The organism is Roseibium sp. RP-7 (assembly GCF_053005225.1).
In genome coordinates this window covers 1,938,986-1,963,619 of sequence record NZ_JBRKQA010000001.1, presented here as the reverse complement: position 1 = coordinate 1,963,619, position 24,634 = coordinate 1,938,986, and the positions used below count along the sequence as shown (strand labels likewise).

The following is a 24,634-nucleotide window of genomic DNA, read 5'->3' as shown; positions in this document are numbered from 1 at the left end:
GGGGGTGCTGCGCTCGGGAAACGGCTGATATTTTTATCGACATCACCGAACTGCGACGAGAGCGTTAAACCGTCGTGTTCCTAAGGAATAAACGAGCGGATCTGCCTGAAGACCGAGTGGAACATTTCCTCGGTGAGGCGGCCTGTGTTGGTGTTGTAGCGAGAGCAGTGATAACTGTCAAAAAGCGTCAGTCCCGTTCCGGGAAGCTCATGCCTTGCCCCGTGGGCAAAGGTGAAAGATGCCCGACGCTGATCCAGGGCCGACAGAAAAGTCTCATGCGCGATCCGGCCGAGAGCAAGCACAGCCTTAATCGACGGATTGGCATCCAGCGTCGACAAAAGATACGGGCGGCAGGTCTTGATTTCCGCGCCGGTTGGCTTGTTCTGCGGCGGCAGGCAGCGCACCGCGTTGGTGATCATCGCATCCTTCAACTGCAGACCGTCGTCCGGCCGGGCCTTATAGGCCCCTTCAGCAAAACCGAATTCGATCATGGTCTGGTAGAGGAGATCTCCCGCATAGTCCCCTGTAAAGGGGCGGCCCGTGCAGTTCGCCCCTTTCATGCCCGGGGCCAGGCCGATGATCAGAAGACGCGGCGCGTCGGCTCCGAATGACGGAACCGGCGCGTTGTGCCAGTCGGGATAGGCAGCTTTCAGCTCTTCACGCAGGGCAACAAGGCGGGGACAGGCCGGACAATCTGATGGGGGATCGACTGGCCCATGGTCTGCGATATAGTCGGACATTGCCCGATCAAGCCTCAGTAGTCGTCGTCCTCGTCGTCTTCATCGACTTGCGCGGGGGTCTGCGGACGGGCGGGACGTTCGGACGGATCACGGCCGATCTTGTTGGCAAGGCTGGCCAGATCGATGAAGTGGTCGGCCTGGCGACGCAGGTCGTCAGCGATCATCGGCGGCTGGGTCTTCAAGGTCGAAACCACGCTCACCTTACGGCCCTTGCGCTGCAGCGCCTCAACCAGAGAGCGGAAATCGCCGTCGCCTGAGAACAGCACCACGTGATCAACGGACTCGACCAGTTCCATGGCATCGACGGCAAGTTCAATGTCCATGTTGCCTTTCACCTTGCGGCGGCCGGCACTGTCGACAAATTCCTTCACCGGTTTGGTGATGACCTTGTAGCCGTTATAGTCAAGCCAATCGATCAGCGGACGGATGGAGGAATACTCCTGATCTTCGATCAGTGCGGTGTAATAGTACGCCCGCAGGAGATACGCCTGTCCCTGGAACTCTTTCAGCAAACGTTTGTAGTCGATGTCAAAACCAATTGCTTTGGCCGTTGAGTACAAGTTCGCTCCATCAATGAACAAAGCAACTTTTTCTCGAGCGTCAAACATCTTATTTGAAACCTTTCCGAGTCATACACGTCGCTCTTGCAATTTGGCGTAGAAGGAACTGGCTTCCCGCGACCAATTCCACGCACACTCTATAAGGCGACGTATATTTTGCTGTAAGTTTACCGCGTATTCCGTGGCGTCACACAGCTTATCGTTTTGTTTTGTCAACGGCCTTCTGATTCTGAAAAGGGCCGTTACTAGTGGCCTACACCATAATATTGGAGTGCCGCAATGCAAAAGCGAGTAGCGTGCGCCAAATCAGGCAAAAAAACCGCGGATTCTTTGCCTATGCGTTCCGGGATCTGACCTCCTCCTCTCAAATTTGACAAGGGGTTGCTTTTTGGAAACGTGAACACTATACGCTGGTTCTTCAAGTTCCTTAAGCCTATGGAGACGTCGAATGGCGCGCGTGACCGTCGAGGACTGCATCGACAAGGTCGAAAACCGGTTTGAGCTGGTGCTGCTTGCTGCGCATCGCGCTCGCATGATCTCGAGCGGCTCGCCGCTGACCATTGACCGTGACAACGACAAGAACCCCGTTGTTGCGCTGCGCGAGATTGCCGAGCAGACCGTCAGCCCGGAAGACATGAAAGAGGACCTGATCCACTCGCTGCAGAAATATGTGGAAGTGGATGAGCCCGAGGCCGAAGCCGTGCCGATGGTTCCGTCCTCGAACCAGCATCAGATGACGCAGGTCAACAACGTTGACGACAGCGCGGTCGAATTCGACCGCATGTCGGAAGAAGACCTTCTGCGCGGCCTCGAAGGCCTCGTTCCGCCGGAGCGGACCGACGACGTCTGATTTGAGTTCACAAGTTCGTCTGAAGCGCGACGGGGTTTCCCCGGCGCTTCGGGCGATTTTTGTCTGTCCCGCTGATGTCTCAGCCGTTTGCCAGGGTCGGTTGCGGCCATGATGCGTCAATACGAACTCGTTGAACGAGTTACGCGCTACAATCCGGACGCCGACGAAGCCTTGCTCAACAAGGCTTACGTCTATGCCATGCAAAAGCATGGTACCCAGACGCGTGCGTCTGGCGACCCCTATTTCTCCCATCCGCTTGAAGTTGCCGCGATCCTCACGGACCTGCGCCTGGACGACGCCACCATTGCCGTTGCCTTGCTGCATGACACGATCGAGGACACCGACGCGACCCGGGCCGAGATCGACTCCCTGTTCGGCGAGGAAATCGGCAAGCTGGTCGAAGGCCTGACAAAGATCAAGCGCCTGGACCTGGTTTCCCAGAAGGCCAAGCAGGCAGAAAACTTCCGCAAGCTTCTGCTTGCGATTGCCGATGACGTCCGCGTGCTTCTGGTCAAGCTGGCTGACCGTCTGCACAACATGCGCACGCTCCACCACATGCCGGAGCACAAGCGTGGACGGATCGCGGAAGAAACGATGGAAATCTATGCGCCGCTCGCCGGACGCATGGGCATGCACGACATGCGCGAAGAGCTGGAAGACATTGCCTTCCATACGCTCAACCCCGAAGCTTATGAAACCATCACCGATCGTCTGGTCGATCTGCGCGAACGCAACCGCGATCTGATCCTGGACATCGAGACAACGCTGACCGAACGCCTTAGCGAACGGGGAATGGCCGCCCTCGTGAAGGGCCGAGAAAAACGCCCCTACTCCATCTTTCGCAAGATGCAGCGAAAGGCTATCGGCTTCGAGCAGCTGTCCGATATCTACGGGTTCCGCGTCACTGTCGGCACCGTGGAAGCCTGCTACCGCGTGCTGGGTGTCATTCACACGACCTGGCCGACCGTTCCCGGCCGGTTCAAGGACTATATTTCCACGCCCAAGCAGAACGACTACAAGTCGATCCACACCACGATTGTCGGACCGTCCCGCCAGCGTGTGGAACTGCAGATCCGGACCATTTCCATGGATCGGGTGGCCGAATACGGTATCGCCGCACACGCGCTTTACAAGGACGGCGAATTCGGCGGACGCAATATCGCCCGGCATACGGAAGACTGCCGCGCCTTCGAATGGCTCCGCCGCACGACCGAACTGCTGGCGCAGGGCGACACGCCGGAAGAATTCCTGGAAAACACCAAGCTGGAACTTTTCCATGACCAGGTCTTCTGCTTCAGCCCAAAGGGCCGTCTGATCGCCCTGCCCCGAGGCGCGACGCCGATCGATTTCGCCTATGCGGTTCATACCGGTATCGGCAACACATGTGTCGGCTGCAAGATCAACGGCAAGATCATGCCGCTGGTGACCGAGCTGCATAACGGCGACGAGGTTGAAATCATCCGTTCGCCCGCGCAGACCCCGCCACCGGCCTGGGAAGCGATTGCCGTTACCGGCAAGGCCCGCGCCGCGATCCGCCGCGCCACCAGGGAATCCGTGCGCAAGCAATATGGAGCCCTTGGCGAACATATTCTGAAGCGCGCATTCGCCAGAGCCGAAAAAGCCTATTCGGAAGACCTGCTGGAAGCGATCCTCGATCTCCTGCACCAGGCCAGCGTCGCCGACTTGCTGGCTGCCGTCGGACGCGGGGATCTTTCCGCCCAACTGGTTCTGAAATCGGCTCACCCGGACTATCAGGACGAGCGCGTTGCCATTTCCGGCCCGCCACTGGAAGAAGGCTGGTTCGGCCTGAAACAGGGCCACGGACTGAAGTTCCGCATTCCGCCCGGCGAACTGGATGCAGACAAGGCAGCCGCCGGCGAGAGTGGCGAGCCTGAAGAAGGCCCGGCCCTTCCCATTCGTGGTCTGTCCGGCGACATCCCGGTTACTTTTGCTCCCGATGGCGGTGCTGTTCCCGGCGACCGTATCGTCGGCATCTTGACCCCGTCCGAAGGACTGACCATCTATCCAATACAATCGCCGTCCCTGAAGGAATTCGACGACCAGACGGAGCGCTGGGTCGACGTTCGCTGGGACATCGACGTCAACAATCCGGAACGTTTCCCAGCACGTCTGGACATTTCGGCTGCAAACGAACCTGGTTCCCTGGCAACCATCGCGCAGGTGATCGGCGAAAACAGCGGCAACATCGACAACGTCAAGATGATGCAGCGAGCCTCGGACTTCCATCAGATGATCATCGATCTTGAAGTCTGGGACCTGAAACACCTGAACAGGATCATAAATCAGCTGCGAACCAAGCCTAATGTTTCCAGCGTCAGCCGTGTGAACGGCTAGATTACAAACGGTAGCAGGCACATAAGGACAAGGCGGCTTGCCGGTGAGTGACACAGCCGCTTGACCATGGAAGACCTGCCGCCGCCAAAGAATTTGAGGGGATCTGATAATGACACGCGATGAAGTTCTGGCCGTATTCCGCGAGGCCGGCGCCTTTCTGGAAGGTCACTTCATTCTGACCTCCGGACTGCGCAGCCCGGTATTTCTGCAGAAGGCCCGCGTGTTCATGTATCCGGACAAGACGGAAAAGCTCTGCAAGGCACTCGCCGACAAGATCCGCGCCTCCGGCCTGGGCCAGATCGACTACATCGTATCGCCGGCGCTCGGTGGTCTTATTCCGGGCTACGAAACCGCCCGCCATCTTGGCGTTCCCGCCATGTGGGTGGAGCGTGAGGACGGGGAGTTTCGACTGCGCCGCTTCGAAATGCCGCAAGGCGCCCGTGTCATTGTTGTAGAGGATATTGTCACGACCGGCCTATCGAGTCGGGAAACGGTAACCTCGTTGAAAGCTCTTGGTGCTGAAGTCCTCGGTGTTGCCTGCCTGATCGACCGCTCCGGCGGCGAGGCTGACGCCTCGGTTCCGGTGATTGCTCTGGCAGAATACAAGGTTCCGGCCTATGAACCTGACAACCTGCCGCCGGAACTTGCCGCCTTGCCAGCTGTCAAACCTGGCAGCCGCGGACTGAGCTGAACGATAAAAGACGGGAACGAACCTTAGACCATGCTGTTTCGCCGGAGAAATAGGCCAACACGGATTGAGCGACTGCGCGTTGCCGTCTGGCCCCGGAACAGCTGGGCGCGGTCGACCCGCTATTTCGGCAAGCGCGTCTTGCGCCTCACGGCGACACCCCACGCGATTGCCCTTGGCTTTGCCGCGGGCGCCTTCGCCTCATGCACACCTCTTGTCGGCTTCCATTTCCTGACCGCTTTCGCACTTGCCTACCTGGTGCGCGGCAACATGATAGCAGCAGCGCTTGGAACGTCCGTCGGCAATCCACTGACGTTCCCGTTCATTTGGGCCTTCACCTTCAAAATCGGACAGTGGATCATCCACGGGCGCGCTCCAAAGGCGGACCCGCATCAGGTTCACCAGCAGTTTCAGCAAGGTCTTTTCGAAAAATCTCTCGACGCGCTCTGGCCAATGCTCAAACCGATGTTCATCGGTGCGGTTCCTCTTGGATTGATCGTTGGAACGGTCTCCTATGTGGTCGTTTACAAGAGCGTCGAGGTCTACCAGCGCCGCCGCAGAAACAAGCTGGCCGACAAGGGCGCCGGCAAACATGGCCGTTTGTTCCCTGCCCCGGGCAACACTGTCGAAGAAGACGGCAGCGCTTGATTTTCGTGGACGACCTGTCCAACTAAGACCGGGACCAAGAACCCATCCCGCCGCAACCTGGAAAGCAAGGCCATGATCCTTGGAATTGGCAGCGATCTGATCGATATCCGCCGGATCGAGAAAACACTCGAAAGATTCGGCGAGCGCTTTACCAACCGGGTCTTCACCGAAATCGAGCGGACAAAATCTGACAAACGCGCCGAGCGCGCCGCATCCTATGCAAAACGGTTTGCGGCCAAGGAAGCCTGCTCGAAGGCACTTGGCAGCGGCATTCGCATGGGGGTCGCCTGGCGGGAAATGGGCGTCGTCAACCTTCCTTCCGGCAAACCCACCATTGCCCTGACCGGTGGCGCTGCCGAACGATTGCAGGCAATGGCGCCTGCCGGTTTCAGGACCACGATTGATCTGACCATTACGGATGATTATCCGCTTGCACAGGCATTTGTCGTCATTTCGGCGTGGCCGACCGACTGGCCCGAGCCGCCAGGGGCGGATTCCCCCTGAAAGCCCAGCCTCAGGGGCCTTCCTCTCATTGCGTTGGCAGGCGCTAGCGGATAAGAGTCCGGCTGTACGCGGCGTTGCAGACCAGAACGCCGGACAAATTTGATCAAGGGACAAAATGAGCGTGACGGAAAACAAGAAGGATAAGGACAGCGGCCTCGCCGAAACCATCAAGGTTATTGTCCAGGCGCTGTTGCTTGCCCTGATCGTGCGAACATTCCTGTTCCAGCCGTTTAACATTCCATCCGGCTCGATGAAGGATACCTTGTTGATTGGCGACTATCTGTTCGTCTCCAAATTCAGCTATGGATATTCCCGCTTTTCCTTCCCTTTCGGCCTCGGCCCGTTCAGCGGCCGCATCTGGTCTTCCGAACCGGAACGCGGTGACGTCGCTGTTTTCAAGCTGCCGACCGACACGTCCGTTGACTACATCAAGCGCGTGATCGGCCTGCCTGGCGATACCATCCAGGTGATCGACGGCGTGGTGCATATCAATGGCGAACCGGTCAAACGCGAAAAGATCGATGATTTTATCGAACAGTCTCCGTCCGGCATCGTACGTCGGGTGCCGCGCTATCGGGAAACCCTGCCGAACGGCGTTTCTTATGAAACCCTGGACCTGACAACACGCGGAGAGGTGGACAACACCCGCGAGTACAAGGTGCCCGAAGGCCATTACTTCATGATGGGCGACAACCGCGACAACTCCGTCGACAGCCGTTATCTGAACAGGGTCGGCTACGTTCCGTTCGAAAACTTCATGGGCCGTGCCGAAATCCTGTTCTTCTCCGTCAAGGACGGAACTCCTGCCTGGCATATCTGGTCCTGGCCGTGGAGCGTTCGATGGGAACGGATTGGCCGGACACTCTAACCGGGGCTTTGGCGGAACGCCGCCGAAGCAGGCTGCATGAAAAGACAACTGCATCAACCAGGTCCGATTTCGGCCCTGAAAACGGCACTGCAATATGAGTTTCAGGACCTGGAACTCCTGCGGGTCGCGCTGACCCATGCCAGTGCCCTTGCACCGTCTGAAACAGTATCGGGCAGTTATCAGCGTCTGGAGTTCCTTGGCGACCGGGTTCTCGGCCTCGTGATAGCTTCCATGCTGCACAAGCATTTTCCCAAGGCTGATGAAGGTGAGTTGGCGCGGCGTTTCAACCACATGGTCAAGCGCGAAACCTGCGCGGAAATTGCCCAGGAACTTGGTGTCGGCGATGCGATGCGCATCGGGCTTGCAGAAGCACAGACCGGGGGCCGGAAGAAAACCGCCCTGCTCGCCGATATTTGCGAGTCCGTCATTGCCGCGATTTACCTGGACGGCGGGTTTGAGGCAGCTGAAAGCTTCATTACGCGCCTTTGGGAGCCGCGTATGCTATCCTGGTCGGGTCCACTGCGCGACGCCAAGACAACGCTGCAGGAATGGGCACAATCGAAGAGCCTGCCGACACCGCGATATGAGGTAACAGGCCGGGACGGACCGGACCACGCACCGAATTTCACCGTGTCGGTGACCGTTCAGGGGCTGCCGCCAGGCGAAGGCAAGGGTGGCTCCAAACGGATTGCGGAACAGAATGCGGCAGAGGCCGTATTGCGCCGGGAAGGCGTCTGGAAGGAATAAGACAGCTTGAACGATAACACGACCAACGATGGTCCGATGGACGAAGATGACGACAACGGCTTTCAGGCCCCCACCGGCCGTTTCGACATGCCGCTGCCTGAGCCGCTGCCGGAGATGCCTGCTGATACCAAGGCGGGTTTCATTGCCCTGATAGGCGCGCCCAATGCCGGCAAATCGACGCTGATCAATCAGCTTGTCGGCACCAAGGTCTCCATCGTTACGCACAAGGTGCAGACAACACGCACGATTGTGCGCGGCGTGGCCATGCACGGCGCGGCACAGCTGGTGTTCATCGACACGCCGGGCATCTTCAAACCCAAGCGCCGGCTCGATCGCGCCATGGTCGACACCGCCTGGGGCGGTGCGCGCGATGCCGACCTGATCGCGCTTCTGGTCGATGCCCGCAAAGGCCTGACCGAGGAAGTGGAGAACATCCTCAAGCGCCTGTCCAGCCAGCAGGCACCGAAGGTTCTGATCCTCAACAAGACCGATGTCGCCAAGCGTGAAAAACTTCTGCAGCTGGCGCAGAAGATCAACGAATTCGTCTCTTTTGAAGAAACCTTCATGGTATCGGCTCTGACCGGCGACGGCACCGAAACCATCCTCGACTATTTCGCGTCCAAGGTTCCGGACGGCCCCTGGCTCTTTCCGGAAGACCAGCCGTCGGACCTGCCCCTGCGCATTCTTGCCGCCGAAATCACCCGCGAAAAGCTGTTCGAGCGCCTGCATGAGGAACTGCCCTATATCTCCACCGTGGAGACGGAACAGTGGCAGGCCCGCAAGGATGGGTCGGCCCGGATCGAACAGACCATCTACGTGGAACGGGACAGCCAGAAGTCCATTGTGCTCGGCAAACGCGGACAGACGATCAAGGCGATTTCACAGGCAGCGCGCGAAGAGCTCTCGGAAATCATCGAAGCTCCCGTCCACCTGTTCCTGTTCGTGAAGGTTCGGGAGAACTGGGCCGACGATCCGGAGCGTTACCGGGAAATGGGACTGGAATTTCCGAAATAATTTGCGCGGATCGCCGAATCCGCCAAACTCCCGGCCTGACATGAAACGGGAAACGGCCCTTGGAATGGAGCGGACGCGGCGTGGTGCTGACCACCCGCAAACACGGCGAAAACGATGTCATTCTGGAGGCCATGACGCTGGATCATGGCCGCCACCTCGGTCTTGTCCGTGGTGGCCGCTCTCGGCGGCACCGGCCTGTTCTGCAGCCCGGCAACGAGCTTACCCTCACCTGGAAGGCGCGCCTTTCCGACCATCTCGGTCAATTTCACATAGAGCCGGAAACCCTGCGGGCGGGTGACCTCATGACCAGCAGCCTCGGTCTGGCCGCGCTTCAGCATCTGGCCTTTTTGCTCCGTCTCCTGCCCGAACGCCACGCCTACCCGAGACTGTTCAATGCGCTAACGGTGGTTCTGGACCATCTGGAGGCTTCGGACGCGGCAGCCGCGCTTCTGGTCCGTTTCGAGCTTGAGGTATTGCGCGACCTCGGCATCGGTCTCGATCTTTCGTCCTGCGCCGCCACAGGCAGCAACGAAGACCTGGCTTACGTGTCGCCGAAATCCGCCCGTGCGGTCTGCCGGGAAGCCGGCACGCCCTATCATGACCGTCTGCAGCCCCTGCCCGGCTTTCTTCTTGAGGGGCAACGGCAGGCCGGCAGTGAGCTGACCTGGGCTGATGTCACCCAGGGGTTCGACCTGACAAGCTTTTTTCTGAACAGATACCTGCAGGAACATGGCACCAGGGACGGCGGCACGCGAAGCCAGGTACTCTCCGCCCTTGAGAAGCGTTACCGAACCGAATTTCCCTGGAATTTCTGACCGTTCAGGGTCACATGCTAATTTGACTCCGGCTGCCGCGGCTGCCAAAGCGAACTGCCCTCGCCTTTCGGAAGAAGGATCATCTCAACGACACCGAAGACCCCACTCAGCGGTACATACCCGATGTAGTCTGTAAAACGACTATCGACGGAGTTGTCTCGATTGTCGCCCATTACAAACAGATGACCGTCGGGCACGACATATTCTCTTGTCGTGTCCATTTCTCCTTGCGGATCGAGATCCAGAACTTCGTAACTTCTGCCGTTCGGCAAAGTTTCCCTGAATCGCGGAGCAGAGATCTCTGAGCCGTCTCGATCCTCGTAGCGATAGTCTGCAAGGGCCTGACGTGGAACAGGCACATCATTGATCAGCACCACGCCGTCCTGAAGCCGTATGCGCTCGCCAGGCAAGCCGATGACCCTTTTCATATAATCGTTCGCTCTTTTGGCGGCGATAGTGAAAACGATTACGTCTCCGCGGACTGGCTCATAGTGCTCGCCCATTGAGGGGAAGATTTTTGTCGCAAGAACAACTTCATCGACCTCCAGGGTCGGACGCATGTTGCTTGAAAGATTGGAATAGGTTTTCAGGCGCAGCAGGTAAAAATCGTTCCAGGACACCGCGACCGCAACCAGAACCAGCGCTACCAAACCGACCAAGAGCCAGCGAAAAGATTTGCGTTTGGAAGCCATGCCCCCCCCAGCAAAGGAACCACACGATTGGCAGTGCGGCTGAATAAACCTTTCGACGGTCTAAGGGACGGTGCTAATTCCTACAATCCTTTCCTGCAACCAAAGGTATCTAGACGACGCGCCTTCATCCTGCCTGGGCAGCCTCCAAAGCAACCGGAGGGTCGTCCGATTGCATAGTGCCGCTGGAAAGGGTCATGCCCGTGGCAAACAGGCGTCCAAGATCCGCTTCGGAAAGCGGCCTGGAAAACAGGTAGCCCTGCACTTCGCTTGTGCCGAGACTTTTTAGAACGGACAGTTCTTCTTCCGTTTCAACGCCTTCGACAACGCAGGCAATGCCCATGTCGCGGCTGAGGGCCAACAGCGACTTGACGATGCCATATCCGGCTGTATCCGGCCGAATTCCGTGGACGAAACTTCGATCGACCTTGATGCAGTCGAGGGGCAGCTTGTGAACATGGGAAAGGCTCGAATAACCGGTGCCGAAATCGTCGAGTGACAGACGGATCCCGGTTTCCTTCAAGGCCAGGATCGCCCGGCTCGCTTCCTTGAAATCCCACATCACGGAAGTTTCCGTCACTTCGCAATGCAGTCGCCCTGGCTCAAATCCGAAGCTCTCCAACAGGTCGAGTATCTCCTGCACGAAACCACGGGACGACAGGTTGCTTGCCGACAGGTTGAAAGACAGCTTCAGATCGGCTGGCCAGTGACGAGCGGCTTCAAGCGCCTTGCGCAACAAGACCAGCGTCAGCCTGTTGATCACTCCGCAACGTTCGGCAATGGGGATGAACTCACCTGGCGGCACATTGCCCAGCAACGGACTGTTCCAACGGGCAAGACATTCCACACCCGTAATCCGGTTGTGTGCCACATCCACGATCGGTTGAAAGGCAACCGACAATTCGGCTTCAATGTCCGCCGACTGCAGCGCCTGGGTAACTCTGGCGTGGGACAGCATCTGTTCGCTGTGGCGCGGTCCGAACACGGCAACCGGCTCGTTCCGATTAAGCTTTGCTTCCTGGAGAACGTAGACGGCGTGTTCCAGCAGGTCCGTCGGTGACAGAACGCTTTCATCCAGATGAGCTATACCGGCGGCATAGTTCAGCTTCATGCTGGCTTCCGGCAGTTGGCAACTCTCCGCAAACAGTTCGTCAAAGAAACTGCTGACGTCCGAAAAGGCAGCTTCGTCCCCAACGGCTAATAGAGCGAACTCGTCACCGGCAATCCGGGCCACGAACATTTGCGGTGCAAGTTTGGATTTCAGCCGCCGCACGACCTCAAGAAGGATCTGATCTCCGGTGTTGAGCCCATAGATGTTGTTGATGGCCCTGAGGCCTCCCAGATCGAATACACATAACGACAGCGATTCTCCCGACTGGCGAGCCGACCTGAAGCTTTGGTCCAGTTCCAGAAGAAAGCAACGCCGGTTGGGCAGACCGGTCATGTGATCGTGGTTCGCGATGTAGTAGTTCAGATCACTCAGTTTCTGGGTTTCATCCTGCTTGTGTTCCAGTTCCTCGGAATGACGTTTCAGATCCCTGCCCGTGCGGATCAGTTTGATGAAGCCGCGATAGTGGTTGTTCAGGATGAAGAAGGCCCCCATGGAAGCCGCTATTCCATAGAGCGCGAAATAGGTGAAGACATGCTCGCCTGCGATGGCAAAGTATATAAAATACAAGGTGTTGGCGCAGAAGGCGTTGATGAGGGCAACCGCGCGAAAATGGATCAGGCAGAAAAGCAGCACCAGATTGGCGACGGCAATCGTGAAGACCACCTGAACCTGCAGGTATGGCCCGCCATAGGGAAAAAGCGACAGAACCCAGATCGAGAAAATCGCAGGCGAAACCACCGCTAAGACCTTGGCCTGCTTCTGCCAGGCAAGAATTTCAGCGTGGCTCGGCGTTTCTTTCTGGCGCCTGCGAACCGTCACGATCCGCTGCACGGCGAAGGCGGTCACGAGTAGCGGCACCACAAGCGTCAGAGCGATTGGAGCAACCGACCAGTGCGTCACCGACAAACCCCAACCGCCAGCCAGGCTCATCATGTAGAGGAACGGTGTCTGGCGCTGGATGAACTGATATTGCGCAAGGGCAACGTCCGGGTCGCCACTATCACCAGCAACCCACGTTTTGAAAGCCGTCAAGGCCGACGTCAACCAGTTTGAACCCATTCAGGCATGTTCCAAAGTTTAACCCGGCATCGGTAAAATCCGCAGCCTTTCTTGGATTAATACCGCTCTCTCCTTGACATGACATTAAGGAAGCTTCGCAGTTTTCGATATTTTACTTCGAGTTTTTCTTTGAATGGACTTCTTGCTCGCACGCCTTCCGCACTCTCCTGCCTTCGCCTGTGGCGGATAGGAATTCACCCACAGACGTGTGAAATCCGTTGAAAATCCGCTGTTCCCGGCCATTCGAGGCAGTTAGCGAATTGCACCTCGTGCCTGAAACAGCTAGCAAGCAAGTATGGGAAAAGAGACGACACCGCCGCCAAGCGGCATTGAGAGCATCAATCTCAAGAATGCGCTGGAAGAGCGCTATCTGGCCTATGCACTGTCGACCATCATGCACCGGGCCTTGCCGGATGTGCGCGACGGTTTGAAACCCGTGCACAGGCGCCTGCTTTACGCAATGCGCCTTTTGAAACTGGACCCTGGGTCCGGCTTCAAGAAATGTGCCCGTGTTGTTGGTGACGTGATCGGTAAATACCACCCGCACGGCGACCAGGCGGTCTACGATGCCCTCGTTCGTCTCGCCCAGGACTTCGCGCAGCGCTATCCGCTGATCGACGGACAGGGCAACTTCGGCAACGTTGACGGCGATAACGCGGCTGCCATGCGTTACACCGAAGCGCGCATGACCGACACGGCCAAACGGCTGCTGGACGGCCTGGACGAGAATGCCGTCGATTTCCGTGAGACCTATGACGGTGAGGACAAGGAGCCGATCGTTCTGCCGGGCGGTTTCCCGAACCTTCTCGGCAACGGTTCGTCGGGCATTGCCGTTGGCATGGCGACCTCCATTCCGCCGCACAATGCGTTCGAGCTCTGTGAAGCCTGCCAACACCTGATCAAGAACCCGAATGCGGAAACCGGCGAGCTGCTGGAGTACATCAAGGGCCCGGATTTCCCGACCGGCGGCCTTCTGGTGTCGGACCAGGGGTCCATTCGCGAGGCCTATGAAACCGGACGCGGCAGTTTCCGCGTTCGTGCCCGCTGGGAAGTGGAAGATCTCGGCCGCGGGCAATGGGCGATCGTCGTCACCGAGATCCCCTACCAGGTGCAGAAGTCACGCCTGATCGAAAAGATCGCCGAACTGCTGACGGCGCGCAAGCTGCCGCTTCTGGACGATATCCGCGATGAATCTGCCGAAGACATCCGCATCGTCCTGGTGCCGCGTTCGCGCAATGTCGACGCAAATATCCTCATGGAATCCCTGTTCAAGCTGACGGACCTGGAAAACCGGTTCTCCTTGAACATGAACGTCCTTTCCATGGGCAAGGTGCCGATGGTCATGGGCCTGAAACAGGTCCTGCGCGAATGGCTGGATCACCGCAAGGAAGTGCTGATCCGCCGTTCCGAGTACCGTCTCGGCCAGATCAACCACCGTCTGGAAGTTCTGGAAGGCTATCTTGTTGCCTATCTGAACCTGGACGAGGTCATCCGCATCATCCGCGAAGAGGACGAACCCAAAGCCGAACTGATGCGGACTTTCGAGCTGTCGGACGTTCAGGCGGAAGCCATCCTCAACATGCGCCTGCGCTCCTTGCGCAAGCTGGAAGAAATGGAAATCCGCAAGGAACACGACAAGTTGTCGGCCGAGAAGGACGACCTGACCAAACTGCTCGGTTCCGATGCGCGTCAGTGGACCAAGATCTCCAAGGAAATTGCGGAAATCTCCAAGGTCTATGGCCCTGAAACCGAAATTGGCAAGCGCCGGACCGACAAGTCCGAAGCTCCGGAAACGGACCTGATCGACATCCAGCAGGCGATGATCGAAAAGGAACCGATCACCGTCATCATTTCCGAAAAGGGCTGGATCCGGGCGATGAAAGGTCACCAGACGGACCTTTCCGGTGTTGCGTTCAAGCAAGGCGACAAACTGAAACTGTCGCTGCATGCGGAGACGACGGACAAGATCCTGCTGTTCTCCACCGGAGGCAAGTTCTTCACGCTTGGCGCCGACCGCCTGCCTGGTGGACGCGGCCATGGCGAGCCGATACGTCTGATGGTGGAAATGGACGAAGCACAGGACGTGGTCAACGCCTTTGTTCACAAGCCTGGCCGAAACCTGCTCCTGGCGACCACCGAAGCGCGTGGTTTTGTCGTCAGCGAGGACGACGTCGTTGCGAATACGCGCAAGGGCAAGCAGGTTCTCAATCTCAGCGCTCCGGCGGAAGCCTCGATCTGTGTCGAGGCATCGGGTGACCAGGTGGCCATCATCGGTGAAAACCGGAAACTGCTGGTATTCCCGATGGCACAGATCCCGCAAATGGGTCGCGGCCGCGGCGTCCGCCTGCAGCGCTACCGGGACGGCAACATCTCGGACATTCGGGTCTTCAAGGGCGAAGACGGCCTGACCTGGACCGACAGTTCCGGCCGCAGTTTTACCCGGACAATGGAAGAGCTTGCGGACTGGCGCGGCGAACGCGGTCAGGCCGGTCGCCTGCCGCCCACGGGTTTCCCCCGGTCGAACAAGTTCGGGCCGAGCAAGCTTTAAGGCAAAGCTCCCGGTCGTTTTCCGATCGGGCTAAGCCATACTGGCGGCGCAAAGCTGCCGCCAGTGACCGGGTGTCATCCCGAATGTTCGCTTGAAGTGACGTGTCAGATGACTTTGATCCGCAAAGCCGCTGGCAAAGGCCGCGTCGGCAAGTGACGCTCCCTGATGCAGCTCGGTCTTGGCCTTCTCAAGACGCCGCATGACGAGATACCGGTGCGGGCTCGTTCCAAAGACCTTTCGAAACTGTCGCGACAGGAAAAACCTGTCCATCTGCGCCAGGTCCTCCAGTTCCTCCATGGCTATACGGTCTGCACAGCCCTCCCTCAGGTACTCGGCGCAGGCCTTGAGGGACGGCCAGTTCAATGAGGAGACACCTGCCATGCGGTCATCGGCATGACGAGCCAGGCAAGCTGCCAGATCCGCAATCAGGCAGTCGCGCCGGAAAGGACCCATTTCGTGATCGATATCGGTCAGGGCGTCCGCCAGATCTTTCCTGAAGCCTGCGTCGGAGATGACGGGTGAGCCGATAAACGGCAGGCGCGCGTTGCCCGAGGCAGCCAGGGTTTCACAAATCAGCTCCGGCGGAATGTAGATCATGCGGTAGCGGAGCCCGCGTTCAGTCCCTGCACCACCATCATGCAGCTCGTCCGGATGAATGACGATCACCTGCCCCGGCAGCGAAGCACGTCTCTCACCGCGATAACTGAAGGTCTGTACGCCACTCATGGTCAAACCGATGGCGTAGGTGTCGTGCCGGTGAGGTGTAAAGCCGTTGCCGTGAAACCGGGCGTCAATGCGCTCGATCCCTTCTTCCGGTGGCGCTACCTGGATCCTGTCCGCTTCCACTTCGCACAAACGTTCAAGACCACTCGGCTTCGGCTCCGCTAGTTCCTTGCTTTCGCCTTTAAGATGAAATCCCCGCGTGGAGTTGAAAGTCATGTTCGAAACCAAGTTCGTCGTTGTTGTCCGAGAAGATCTCGCTGTCTGGCAGAAGCTGAATGTGACTGCTTTCCTGTCAACCGGCGTTGCCGCTGCAAAGCCCGGCATAATCGGCGAACCCTATAGCGATGCGGCGACCAATGTCTATCACCCGATGAGTGTCCAGCCGATCATCGTCCTGAGTGCCGACGCAGAAACACTCGGCAAGATCCACAAGCGGACGCTGGACCGTTCGGTTCCGGCAAGTCTTTACATCGAGGAAATGTTCACCACGGGCCATGACAGTGCGAACCGGGAGGTCTTTTCGCGCTTTGGCCCGGATGATGCGAAGGTGGTCGGCATTGCCTTTCATGCGGACAAGAAGGTCGCAGACAAAATTTCCAAGGGCGCGAAGATGCATGCCTGAACAACTTCAGACTTTGCAGGCCTCGAAAATTACCCCCCTCCCGCCTTCTTCAAAAGTCGGATCAATCTTCACTCGACTGCGCATGTCTTTTCCGGGCACTGTGGGGCAAAGAAAACCCGGGAGGACTTATGATAGGGGCGTTCACGTTCAATACCAGTCAGCGCATCGTCTTCGAAAATGGAGCAGCTGCGAACCTGGCAAACCACGCGGCTTCCTTTCTGGGGCCGCGCCCCTTTCTGGTAACGGATCCCGGCATTGTTTCCCTCGGCCTGCAGGCGTCCTGCGAGGCATCCCTGGTCGGAGCGGGGCATGACATCGCCCGGTTCAGTGACGTCGTCGCCGATCCGCCGCGGTCCCTGGTCGATGCCGCCGTGGACGCGGCTCGCTCGCATGGCGCAACGTCGATCATCGGGTACGGCGGAGGTTCCTCCCTGGATGTCGCAAAGCTTGTCGCGCTGCTGCTGGGCAGCAACGAGGACCTGGACGAAGCCTGGGGCATAGGAAACGCCAAGGGGCCACGGCTGCCGCTCATCCTCGTTCCGACCACAGCAGGAACCGGCTCCGAGGTCACTCCGATCTCGATCATTACAGTCGGGGATGAGGAAAAGCGCGGCGTCGTGTCTCCTTTCCTTCTTCCCGATCTCGCGATCCTCGACCCGCTGCTGACGCTTGGCCTGCCGGGCCCGGTCACTGCGGCAACGGGGATAGATGCCATGGTCCACGCGATCGAGGGATACGCCTCGAAATCCGTAAACAACAACCCCGTCTCCCGAACGCTTGCCGTTGAAGCCTTGAAGCTGCTTGGCGCCAACATTGAAAAGGCCGTGTTCACACCGGACGACAGGGACGCACGTGGCGCGATGTTGCTCGGCTCCATGCTTGCCGGCATGGCCTTTGCCAATTCACCGGTGGCCGCGGTTCATGCGCTTGCCTATCCCATCGGTGGCACGTTTCACGTCCCTCACGGGCTATCCAACGCGCTGGTTCTGCCACATGTCCTGAAGTTCAATAACGCTGTTGCTTCAGAAACTTATGCCGAGATTGCGCCAATTGTTTTCCCTGGACTTGCCGAGGTAAACGATGTCAGGGCGCGCTCTGACCTGTTTGCAGACAACCTGGCAGACCTGGCTGCAAAACTGGGCCTTCAAACACGCCTGCGCGATGTCGGTATCAGCGAGACTGATCTGCCCAAAATGGCGAGCGACGCCATGAAGCAAACCCGCCTGGTGGTCAACAACCCGCGGGAGCTTGGCGAAACGGACGCGCTTGAAATCTACAGGGCGGCGCTATGAACATCACATCTCATCCACAAGCGGCGAGGCCGGAACCTTTAAACAGGTCCGAATTCAAAGCTTTTCAACATATCCCCACAAGGTGGATGGATGTGGACATCTACGGGCACGTCAACAACGTTCAGTATTTGAGCTTTTTCGATACGGCTGTTAACAGCTGGTACGTTGATAAGAAACTGCTCGACCCGCTAAAGAGCCCCGAGATCTTTCTGGTGGTGGAAACCGGCTGCCATTACTTCGCCGAACTAACCTTTCCCGCCATCATATCCGCAGGACTGAAGGTTGAAAAACTTGGCTCAACTTCTGTAATTTTCAGGGTTGGATTGTTTGCCGGCGAAAGCCAGACGACAGCAGCTCACGGCCGCTTTGTCCATGTCCACGTGGCCCGTGAAACACGCAGACCCTGCCCTATTCCAGACTGGAAACGGGAAATCCTGGAAGGTTTGACGGCTTAGATACCGGACAAGTCCGTCGAGACGGTTACACTGCGAATGCTCACAGGCAATCCACGGGAAAAGTCAGGGATGGCGTTTTCACTACCCACAGGCACTGCACAGCTCTTCCACACGTTATGCGCAAGCTTTCAACAGGTTACGCACAGTCATGGAATTGTCACGCAGCGCCGCTGTGGATAGCGAAAATCAGCTGAAGTTCTTCATCAAGCGGGACTTTTCGCGCTGCCAATCGCGTTTCTTCTCAGTCTCGCGCTTGTCATGCAGCTTTTTACCCCGGGCAAGGGCCAATTCCAGCTTTGCCCGGCCCTGCTCATTGAAATAGAGCTTGAGTGGGACAATCGTCTTGCCGTCCTTCTGGACGGCACCAGCCAACTTGCCGATCTCGCGCTTGTGCAACAGCAATTTTCGCGGACGGCGCGGTTCGTGATTGAACCGATTGGCCTGCAGGTATTCCGGAATATAGACGTTGTAGATCCAGATCTCGCCCTTATGTTCGGCGGCGTAGGATTCTGCAATATTCGCCTTGCCGTTGCGCAGCGATTTGACCTCGGTGCCTTTCAGCTCGATGCCTGCTTCCAGCGTATCTTCGATTTCGAAATTGAACCGGGCTTTCCGGTTGTCGGAAATGATTGTCCGCCCCGGATCGCCCCCTTTTCTCGGAGCCATTTTTTTCCTTCCGGCGCCAGCGCCTTGAAGTTCGGTTCGTCTCGAAAAGCCAAACAATCGAGACGAACGTCAGTTCCCGGCAGCCAGTGCCATTCCTTTTCCGGTCAGTTGATCAGCCCTGCGTGTGCCATTGCAGTTCGGATCTCGGCTTGTGCTGCCTCTGTCACCGGCAGAAGAGGCAGCCGCAGCTCTTCGTCCACCTTGCCAAGCAGGGAAAGCGCATATTTTGCGCCGCCCGGGCTCGGCTCCAGGAACATGGCCCGGTGTAGCGGCGCAAGCCGGTCCTGGTATTCCAGCGCCTTTTTGTAGTCACCGGCAAGCGTGGCAGCCTGGAATTCGGCACACAGGCGCGGCGCAACGTTTGCGGTCACCGAAATGCACCCGACACCGCCGTGAGCATTGAAAGCAAGTGCGGAGATATCTTCACCGGACAGCTGGACGAAATCCGGTCCACACAGATGGCGCTGACGGCTGGCCTTTGCCATGTCAGCCGTTGCATCCTTGACACCCTTGATGTTCTCGCAGGTTTCAAACAGCTCTGCCATCGTTTCCGGCAGCATGTCGACAATCGACCGGCCAGGAATGTTGTAGATGAAGATCGGGATGCCGACGGCATCGTTGACGGCCTTGAAATGGGCCTTCATGCCAGCCTGGTTCGGCTTGTTGTAGTAAGGCGTCACGACCAACAGGGCATTGGCGCCGGCCTTTTCGGCGTGTTGCGCGAAGTCGATTGCTTCGATCGTATTGTTGGAACCTGCGCCCGCCATGACGGGAACGCGGCCCGCGGCCGCTTCTACACACAGTTCGACAACCCGCTTGTGTTCATCATGGGTCAGCGTCGGGCTTTCGCCGGTCGTGCCCACGGGCACGAGACCGGAGGAACCTTCAGCGATCTGCCAGTCCACGAACTCCTGAAACCGTTTCTCATCAAGCGCTCCGTCCTTAAACGGGGTAATCAGCGCTGGAATTGAACCTTTAAACATCTCGGTTTCCTCTTGGATGACTGTCGTGGTTCCGACGGGCGGAAGGGCATCTGTTTCAGATGGAGGCGCAACATACTCATCTGCCGAACAAGGAGCAATGGTTCCAATGCTATAGAACTGCTGCTTTTCGACTTTTCTTGCCTTAACTGCGCTCTTCCAGCGACACCTGGCCTCATCTTTTCAATGCCTGATACGAAGTCTTCCTATTGGCACCCGCCCGCAATCCACTCTATCTTTGAAAAAAACAACTTTTGGATGGAAACGTTACGGGAGACACCCATGACTTCTGCGCCGCAAGAAGCGCTTGTCAACTCCAGCACCGCCCCGATGCCCCCAGTAGTAGACTTTACCTGGAAAAGCCCGGATGGCCTTACCTTGTCAGGCTGCGAGTGGCCGTCTGCCAAACCGGATTCGGAAGGGGCAGCGTCGCCAATTCCCGTTCTCTGCCTGCCGGGGCTTTCCAGAAATACACGAGATTTCAATGAGATCGCGCGTTTCCTTCAAACTTGCGGCCACAGGGTCATCGCCCTCGACTACAGGGGACGAGGCAAGAGCGACTGGGATCCCGATTGGCGCAATTACGCCTTGACCGTTGAAGACAAGGACATCGATGCTGCCATTGCGGAACTTGGACTGGACCGTTTTGCCGTTCTTGGAACTTCACGGGGTGGCTTGCATGCCCTGGCAATGGGCTTGCGTTATCCCGCATCCCGAATGGCGGCCGTGATCTTCAATGACATTGGTCCGCATATCGAGATGCGCGCGATCCACCGGATAGCCGCAACACTCGGCCACCACATGAAATGCGCCTCCCATGAAGACGTCGCAGCCAACCTGGAACACACGCTCGGATATCAATTCCCTGCCTTCGTAAAGGCTGACTGGCTCAAGCTGGCCGGCCAGCTTGCGAGCGAGCAGGACGGACATGTGATGATGGACTACGACCCCGCCCTCGCCCATCAATTGGCAAGTCTCGATGATGCCACGCCCACACCCGACCTCTGGCCTCTTTACGAAAAGCTGACCGACAGACCGGTTCTGGTGCTTCGCGGCGAACATTCGGATCTGCTGAGCCCGGAAACATGTCGGCGGATGACGGACAACCACCCGAATGCCACAGCAAAAACCATTCCCGGCCAAGGGCATGCCCCTGTTCTGTGGGATGGCGAGACGCACAAGACGATTTCGGATTTTCTGAAAAGCGTTTGAATCTGGCGGCCACCTGGCCTTGTTCCGCTTAGCTCTTCTGAGCTTCTGAGCTTCTGAGCTTCTGAGCTTCTGAGCTGCAGCGACACTCTGTGCGTCGTCTTTTACAGTTCTTTTTGCCCGACAAGACAAAAGAAAACCCGGCGTTTCCGCCGGGTTTTCCATCAAACCTCGAGTGAGGGTTGATTAGAAGGTACGCTGCATACGAACACCGAAGAGGAGTTCGTCAACGTCAGATGCGTTGTCCGGGTCGGTGTTGGCGTAACCAACGTCAGCACCCATCACGAAGCCAGAGACCGGCTCCCACTGTACGGAACCGTCGATTGCCCAACGGGACAGGTCGGTTGCGCCGTTCGGCTGATCGATGTCCATGTAGGAACCGTCGAGAGCAAGACCGATCGTGGAAGTTGCCTGGATGTAAGCACCAGCCGACAGGGAGTAGCCGGTGGAGGTGCCGCTGGTCGGGCCGTAATCGGAGACTGCTACGCCGCCAACGGTGCTGCCTGCGCCGATGTAGGACAGAGCGCCGTCTGCGTAGAAGCCCTGGAAGAAGATGTTGGAGCCCGGGGAAGCCATCGGGATGTTGACAGCAACACCACCGCCGATTGCCCAACCGAAGGAATCGTCAGCACCGTTGTTGGTTGCGCCGGTCTGGTGTGCGTTTGCACGATCCGGGTAAACCTGGTGCAGAGCACCGGACAGCTGTGCAGAACCCCAGCCCTGGGAAACGCCGAGAGCAGCGACCAGGTCCGGTGCACGAGTGCCGCCGTAGGTGCCAACTTCACGATGCGAACGATCTTCCAGAGCGATCGTAGCGGAGAAGCCGTTGCCGAAAGCTGCGGTGTAAGCGATCTGGTTGACCGTCTGGTCGGACCAGTTACGGCTGACAACACCCATGAAGGTCTGACCGGTGAAGATGTCGAAGTTCGAGGTCAGAAGACCTGCGGTCAGGCCGCCCCACTGGATGTAGGCGTTATCGAGGCTGGCAGAGTTAACTGCGTTCGTAACGGTCGAGTACATGGAGACGTATGCACGCAGGGTACCGAATTCGGTTGCAGTGCGAGCGTCCAGGTACAGGTAGCCGCGAGACAGCCAGGAGTAGCCGTCGGAATCACGGTTGCCCCAAGCGCCGTTGTCCAGCGTGTTGTTGACGATTACCTGGGTACGAACACGGCCGCCAACGCGGAGGCAGGTTTCGGTGCCCGGGATGTAGTAGAAGCGTGCGCCGTAAGCGTCACAGACGCGAACGTAATCAACCGGCTCCGGAGCAACCGGAAGATCGGCTGCCTGTGCGGTGGTGGCAGCAGCAGCAGCTGCAGCGCCGAGCATCAAGCTCTTGAGTTTCATATCTGACCTCCAATCAGTCATTTCAATTGGCACCAAAGAAAAGCGCCATTGTCCCCGCGAATTGTTTCTGAGTTTGCCACCGACCGGAGGTTGGACGTCCGAGGCAGACAAATCAGTGCGGCTCGAAGCCGCTCGCAAGGATGACCATACGCATCCAATTTCCCGGTTCAATACAGAATACGGTTTGCACCTACCGCAGCGGCTGTTTTCAAAAACCGGTGTTGCGCGAATGTCACAAAATCAGATCGGAAATTTAGAAACTGTTAGGAAACTCGGCAAAATCGCCGGTTTGACCGGCACTTGACCGGGAGGCTAGAGGCCTCGCCCCATGCGGGTTCTCGGGGAATCAAAATGGGGACGGCCCGGCAGATTGAAGCCTGCCGGGCCGCGTGACTGACTGGAGTTCAGAGGATCACAGCCAGAAATCTAATCAGATGATTAGAAAGTGCGCTGCATACGAACACCGAAGAGGAGTTCGTCAACGTCAGATGCGTTGTCCGGGTCGGTGTTGGCGTAACCAACGTCAGCACCCATTACGAAGCCAGAGACCGGCTCCCACTGTACGGAACCGTCGATTGCCCAACGGGACAGGTCGGTTGCGCCGTTCGGCTGATCGATGTCCATGTAGGAACCGTCGAGAGCAAGACCGATCGTGGAAGTTGCCTGGATGTAAGCACCAGCCGACAGGGAGTAGCCGGTGGAGGTGCCGCTGGTCGGGCCGTAATCGGAGACTGCTACGCCGCCAACGGTGCTGCCTGCGCCGATGTAGGACAGAGCGCCGTCTGCGTAGAAGCCCTGGAAGAAGATGTTGGAGCCCGGGGAAGCCATCGGGATGTTGACAGCAACACCACCGCCGATTGCCCAACCGAGGGAATCGTCAGCACCGTTGTTGGTTGCGCCGGTCTGGTGTGCGTTTGCACGATCCGGGTAAACCTGGTGCAGAGCACCGGACAGCTGTGCAGAACCCCAGCCCTGGGAAACGCCGAGAGCAGCGACCAGGTCCGGTGCACGAGTGCCGCCGTAGGTGCCAACTTCACGATGCGAACGATCTTCCAGAGCGATCGTAGCGGAGAAGCCGTTGCCGAAAGCTGCGGTGTAAGCGATCTGGTTGACCGTCTGGTCGGACCAGTTACGGCTAACAACACCCATGAAGGTCTGACCGGTGAAGATGTCGAAGTTCGAGGTCAGAAGACCTGCGGTCAGGCCGCCCCACTGGATGTAGGCGTTATCGAGGCTAGCAGAGTTCGCACCGTTGGTGACGGTGGAGTACATGGAGACGTATGCACGCAGGGTACCGAATTCGGTTGCAGTGCGAGCGTCCAGGTACAGGTAGCCGCGAGACAGCCAGGAGTAGCCGTCAGAATCACGGTTGCCCCAAGCGCCGTTGTCCAGCGTGTTGTTGACGATTACCTGGGTACGAACACGGCCGCCAACGCGGAGGCAGGTTTCGGTGCCCGGGATGTAGTAGAAGCGTGCGCCGTAAGCGTCACAGACGCGAACGTAATCAACCGGCTCCGGAGCAACCGGAAGATCGGCTGCCTGTGCGGTGGTGGCAGCAGCAGCAGCTGCAGCGCCGAGCATCAAGCTCTTGAGTTTCATATCTGACCTCCAAAAGTCAATTTTCATTGGAACCGAACCTGACCCTCAAGGACCTGGCGGGCTCCATCCCCGCGATTTCGTACAAAAACAATTCAGTCGAAAAAGTCCGAACTATTTTTTCTGGCGATTACTCGCCGTCGCAGGGCTTAAGAACCAAACTCGAGTTGGCACAGCAAGTCCAAACTGCTGACTGGCAGCACTGTCAGGCAGCTGTGTGTTTTTTCTGCAACATGCTGTTTTGCAACCAGTTTTCCATTACCCAAGGGAACCATCAAACAAAAATTCGCGGAAAATCCCGGGAAAATCACTATTTCGCGATGAGACACCCCAACCCCACCCCTCCGAAACACAACACAGAAAAACAAAGAACTTCTATCTAAAAAGATAATACTCAATCAAAAAATAGATCATACTTCTAAAATAGAATATACATGTCTTTCTTATTTAAGATATTTTCTTAATTTATACTTTATTAACACCTGAAAACAAGTTCAATGGAGAATTTCAACACCCTTCCCTTAAGGAAAATACGACACCACTCAGAC

General features: G+C 57.6%; 23 protein-coding genes. 14 read left to right on the top strand and 9 right to left on the bottom strand.

What is annotated here, in order from left to right:
* Window positions 1-80: 80 nt before the first annotated feature.
* Complete coding sequence (locus ACVDG9_RS08895) at window positions 81-740, bottom strand: uracil-DNA glycosylase (RefSeq protein ID WP_447237772.1); 660 nt, start codon at window positions 738-740, stop codon at window positions 81-83.
* A gap of 14 nt (window positions 741-754) precedes the next feature.
* Window positions 755-1,348 (bottom strand): LabA-like NYN domain-containing protein, encoded by a 594-nt coding sequence (locus tag ACVDG9_RS08890; RefSeq protein ID WP_023003790.1) that lies wholly within the window; start codon window positions 1,346-1,348, stop codon window positions 755-757.
* A gap of 400 nt (window positions 1,349-1,748) precedes the next feature.
* Here ACVDG9_RS08890 and rpoZ point away from each other — a divergent pair, with 400 nt between their 5' ends.
* From rpoZ to recO, 9 genes are all read left to right on the top strand, one after another.
* Complete coding sequence (rpoZ, locus tag ACVDG9_RS08885; RefSeq protein ID WP_023003789.1) at window positions 1,749-2,150, top strand: DNA-directed RNA polymerase subunit omega; 402 nt, start codon at window positions 1,749-1,751, stop codon at window positions 2,148-2,150.
* Between the two features lie 108 nt (window positions 2,151-2,258).
* The gene (locus tag ACVDG9_RS08880; RefSeq protein ID WP_023003788.1) at window positions 2,259-4,505 is read left to right on the top strand and encodes a RelA/SpoT family protein; all 2,247 of its coding nucleotides are present in this window, start codon (window positions 2,259-2,261) and stop codon (window positions 4,503-4,505) included.
* 109 nt (window positions 4,506-4,614) lie between these two features.
* A complete protein-coding gene (gene pyrE, locus ACVDG9_RS08875) occupies window positions 4,615-5,196 on the top strand; it encodes an orotate phosphoribosyltransferase (protein WP_023003787.1) in 582 nt (193 codons plus the stop codon).
* A gap of 30 nt (window positions 5,197-5,226) precedes the next feature.
* Window positions 5,227-5,841, top strand: coding sequence for a DUF2062 domain-containing protein (locus tag ACVDG9_RS08870; protein WP_031270631.1), 615 nt, complete (start codon window positions 5,227-5,229; stop codon window positions 5,839-5,841).
* Window positions 5,842-5,913: 72 nt separating this feature from the next.
* The gene (gene acpS / locus ACVDG9_RS08865; protein ID WP_447237771.1) at window positions 5,914-6,345 is read left to right on the top strand and encodes a holo-ACP synthase; all 432 of its coding nucleotides are present in this window, start codon (window positions 5,914-5,916) and stop codon (window positions 6,343-6,345) included.
* Window positions 6,346-6,460: 115 nt separating this feature from the next.
* Complete coding sequence (gene lepB / locus ACVDG9_RS08860) at window positions 6,461-7,213, top strand: signal peptidase I (protein ID WP_447237770.1); 753 nt, start codon at window positions 6,461-6,463, stop codon at window positions 7,211-7,213.
* A 36-nt stretch (window positions 7,214-7,249) separates the two neighbouring features.
* Window positions 7,250-7,960, top strand: coding sequence for a ribonuclease III (gene rnc / locus ACVDG9_RS08855; RefSeq protein WP_447237769.1), 711 nt, complete (start codon window positions 7,250-7,252; stop codon window positions 7,958-7,960).
* A gap of 87 nt (window positions 7,961-8,047) precedes the next feature.
* Window positions 8,048-8,974, top strand: coding sequence for a GTPase Era (era, locus tag ACVDG9_RS08850; protein WP_187306554.1), 927 nt, complete (start codon window positions 8,048-8,050; stop codon window positions 8,972-8,974).
* 59 nt (window positions 8,975-9,033) lie between these two features.
* A complete protein-coding gene (gene recO, locus ACVDG9_RS08845) occupies window positions 9,034-9,789 on the top strand; it encodes a DNA repair protein RecO (RefSeq protein ID WP_447237768.1) in 756 nt (251 codons plus the stop codon).
* Between the two features lie 17 nt (window positions 9,790-9,806).
* On the opposite strand, the gene lepB (ACVDG9_RS08840) is transcribed toward recO, so the two are convergent.
* Both lepB (ACVDG9_RS08840) and ACVDG9_RS08835 read right to left on the bottom strand, forming a co-directional pair.
* Window positions 9,807-10,481, bottom strand: a complete 675-nt coding sequence (lepB, locus tag ACVDG9_RS08840) for a signal peptidase I (protein ID WP_447237767.1) — start codon at window positions 10,479-10,481, stop codon at window positions 9,807-9,809.
* Window positions 10,482-10,605: 124 nt separating this feature from the next.
* Window positions 10,606-12,621, bottom strand: a complete 2,016-nt coding sequence (locus ACVDG9_RS08835) for a putative bifunctional diguanylate cyclase/phosphodiesterase (protein ID WP_447237766.1) — start codon at window positions 12,619-12,621, stop codon at window positions 10,606-10,608.
* A gap of 322 nt (window positions 12,622-12,943) precedes the next feature.
* On the opposite strand from ACVDG9_RS08835, the gene parC reads away from it, so the two are divergent.
* Window positions 12,944-15,196: a DNA topoisomerase IV subunit A gene (gene parC / locus ACVDG9_RS08830; protein ID WP_062489170.1), complete on the top strand. Its 2,253-nt coding sequence runs from the start codon at window positions 12,944-12,946 to the stop codon at window positions 15,194-15,196.
* Window positions 15,197-15,226: 30 nt separating this feature from the next.
* Here the strand turns inward: parC and ACVDG9_RS08825 are convergent, their stop codons facing one another.
* A complete protein-coding gene (locus ACVDG9_RS08825) occupies window positions 15,227-16,135 on the bottom strand; it encodes an AraC family transcriptional regulator (protein ID WP_447237765.1) in 909 nt (302 codons plus the stop codon).
* Between ACVDG9_RS08825 and ACVDG9_RS08820 the strand changes: the two genes are divergently transcribed.
* The 3 genes from ACVDG9_RS08820 to ACVDG9_RS08810 all read left to right on the top strand — a co-directional run bounded on the left by ACVDG9_RS08820 (window position 16,134) and on the right by ACVDG9_RS08810 (window position 18,288).
* Window positions 16,134-16,541 carry a PTH2-like family protein gene (locus ACVDG9_RS08820; RefSeq protein WP_077290276.1) on the top strand — a complete coding sequence of 136 codons (408 nt, stop codon included), beginning with the start codon at window positions 16,134-16,136 and terminating at the stop codon, window positions 16,539-16,541. The genes ACVDG9_RS08825 and ACVDG9_RS08820 overlap by 2 nt on opposite strands.
* Before the next feature lie 128 nt (window positions 16,542-16,669).
* Window positions 16,670-17,833: an iron-containing alcohol dehydrogenase gene (locus ACVDG9_RS08815; protein WP_447237764.1), complete on the top strand. Its 1,164-nt coding sequence runs from the start codon at window positions 16,670-16,672 to the stop codon at window positions 17,831-17,833.
* Complete coding sequence (locus tag ACVDG9_RS08810; protein ID WP_447237763.1) at window positions 17,830-18,288, top strand: acyl-CoA thioesterase; 459 nt, start codon at window positions 17,830-17,832, stop codon at window positions 18,286-18,288. Before ACVDG9_RS08815 ends, ACVDG9_RS08810 begins: the two co-directional genes overlap by 4 nt.
* Window positions 18,289-18,474: 186 nt before the next feature.
* Here the strand turns inward: ACVDG9_RS08810 and smpB are convergent, their stop codons facing one another.
* Both smpB and dapA read right to left on the bottom strand, forming a co-directional pair.
* Window positions 18,475-18,954, bottom strand: coding sequence for an SsrA-binding protein SmpB (smpB, locus tag ACVDG9_RS08805; RefSeq protein ID WP_023003773.1), 480 nt, complete (start codon window positions 18,952-18,954; stop codon window positions 18,475-18,477).
* Between the two features lie 104 nt (window positions 18,955-19,058).
* A complete protein-coding gene (gene dapA, locus ACVDG9_RS08800) occupies window positions 19,059-19,937 on the bottom strand; it encodes a 4-hydroxy-tetrahydrodipicolinate synthase (RefSeq protein ID WP_447237762.1) in 879 nt (292 codons plus the stop codon).
* Between the two features lie 279 nt (window positions 19,938-20,216).
* On the opposite strand from dapA, the gene ACVDG9_RS08795 reads away from it, so the two are divergent.
* On the top strand, window positions 20,217-21,146 hold the full coding sequence (locus tag ACVDG9_RS08795; protein ID WP_447237761.1) for an alpha/beta fold hydrolase: 930 nt from the start codon (window positions 20,217-20,219) through the stop codon (window positions 21,144-21,146).
* A 183-nt stretch (window positions 21,147-21,329) separates the two neighbouring features.
* On the opposite strand, the gene ACVDG9_RS08790 is transcribed toward ACVDG9_RS08795, so the two are convergent.
* Both ACVDG9_RS08790 and ACVDG9_RS08785 read right to left on the bottom strand, forming a co-directional pair.
* Window positions 21,330-22,490 carry a porin gene (locus ACVDG9_RS08790; protein WP_077290281.1) on the bottom strand — a complete coding sequence of 387 codons (1,161 nt, stop codon included), beginning with the start codon at window positions 22,488-22,490 and terminating at the stop codon, window positions 21,330-21,332.
* Window positions 22,491-22,928: 438 nt separating this feature from the next.
* Window positions 22,929-24,089, bottom strand: coding sequence for a porin (locus ACVDG9_RS08785; RefSeq protein WP_077290282.1), 1,161 nt, complete (start codon window positions 24,087-24,089; stop codon window positions 22,929-22,931).
* Window positions 24,090-24,634: the final 545 nt, after the last annotated feature.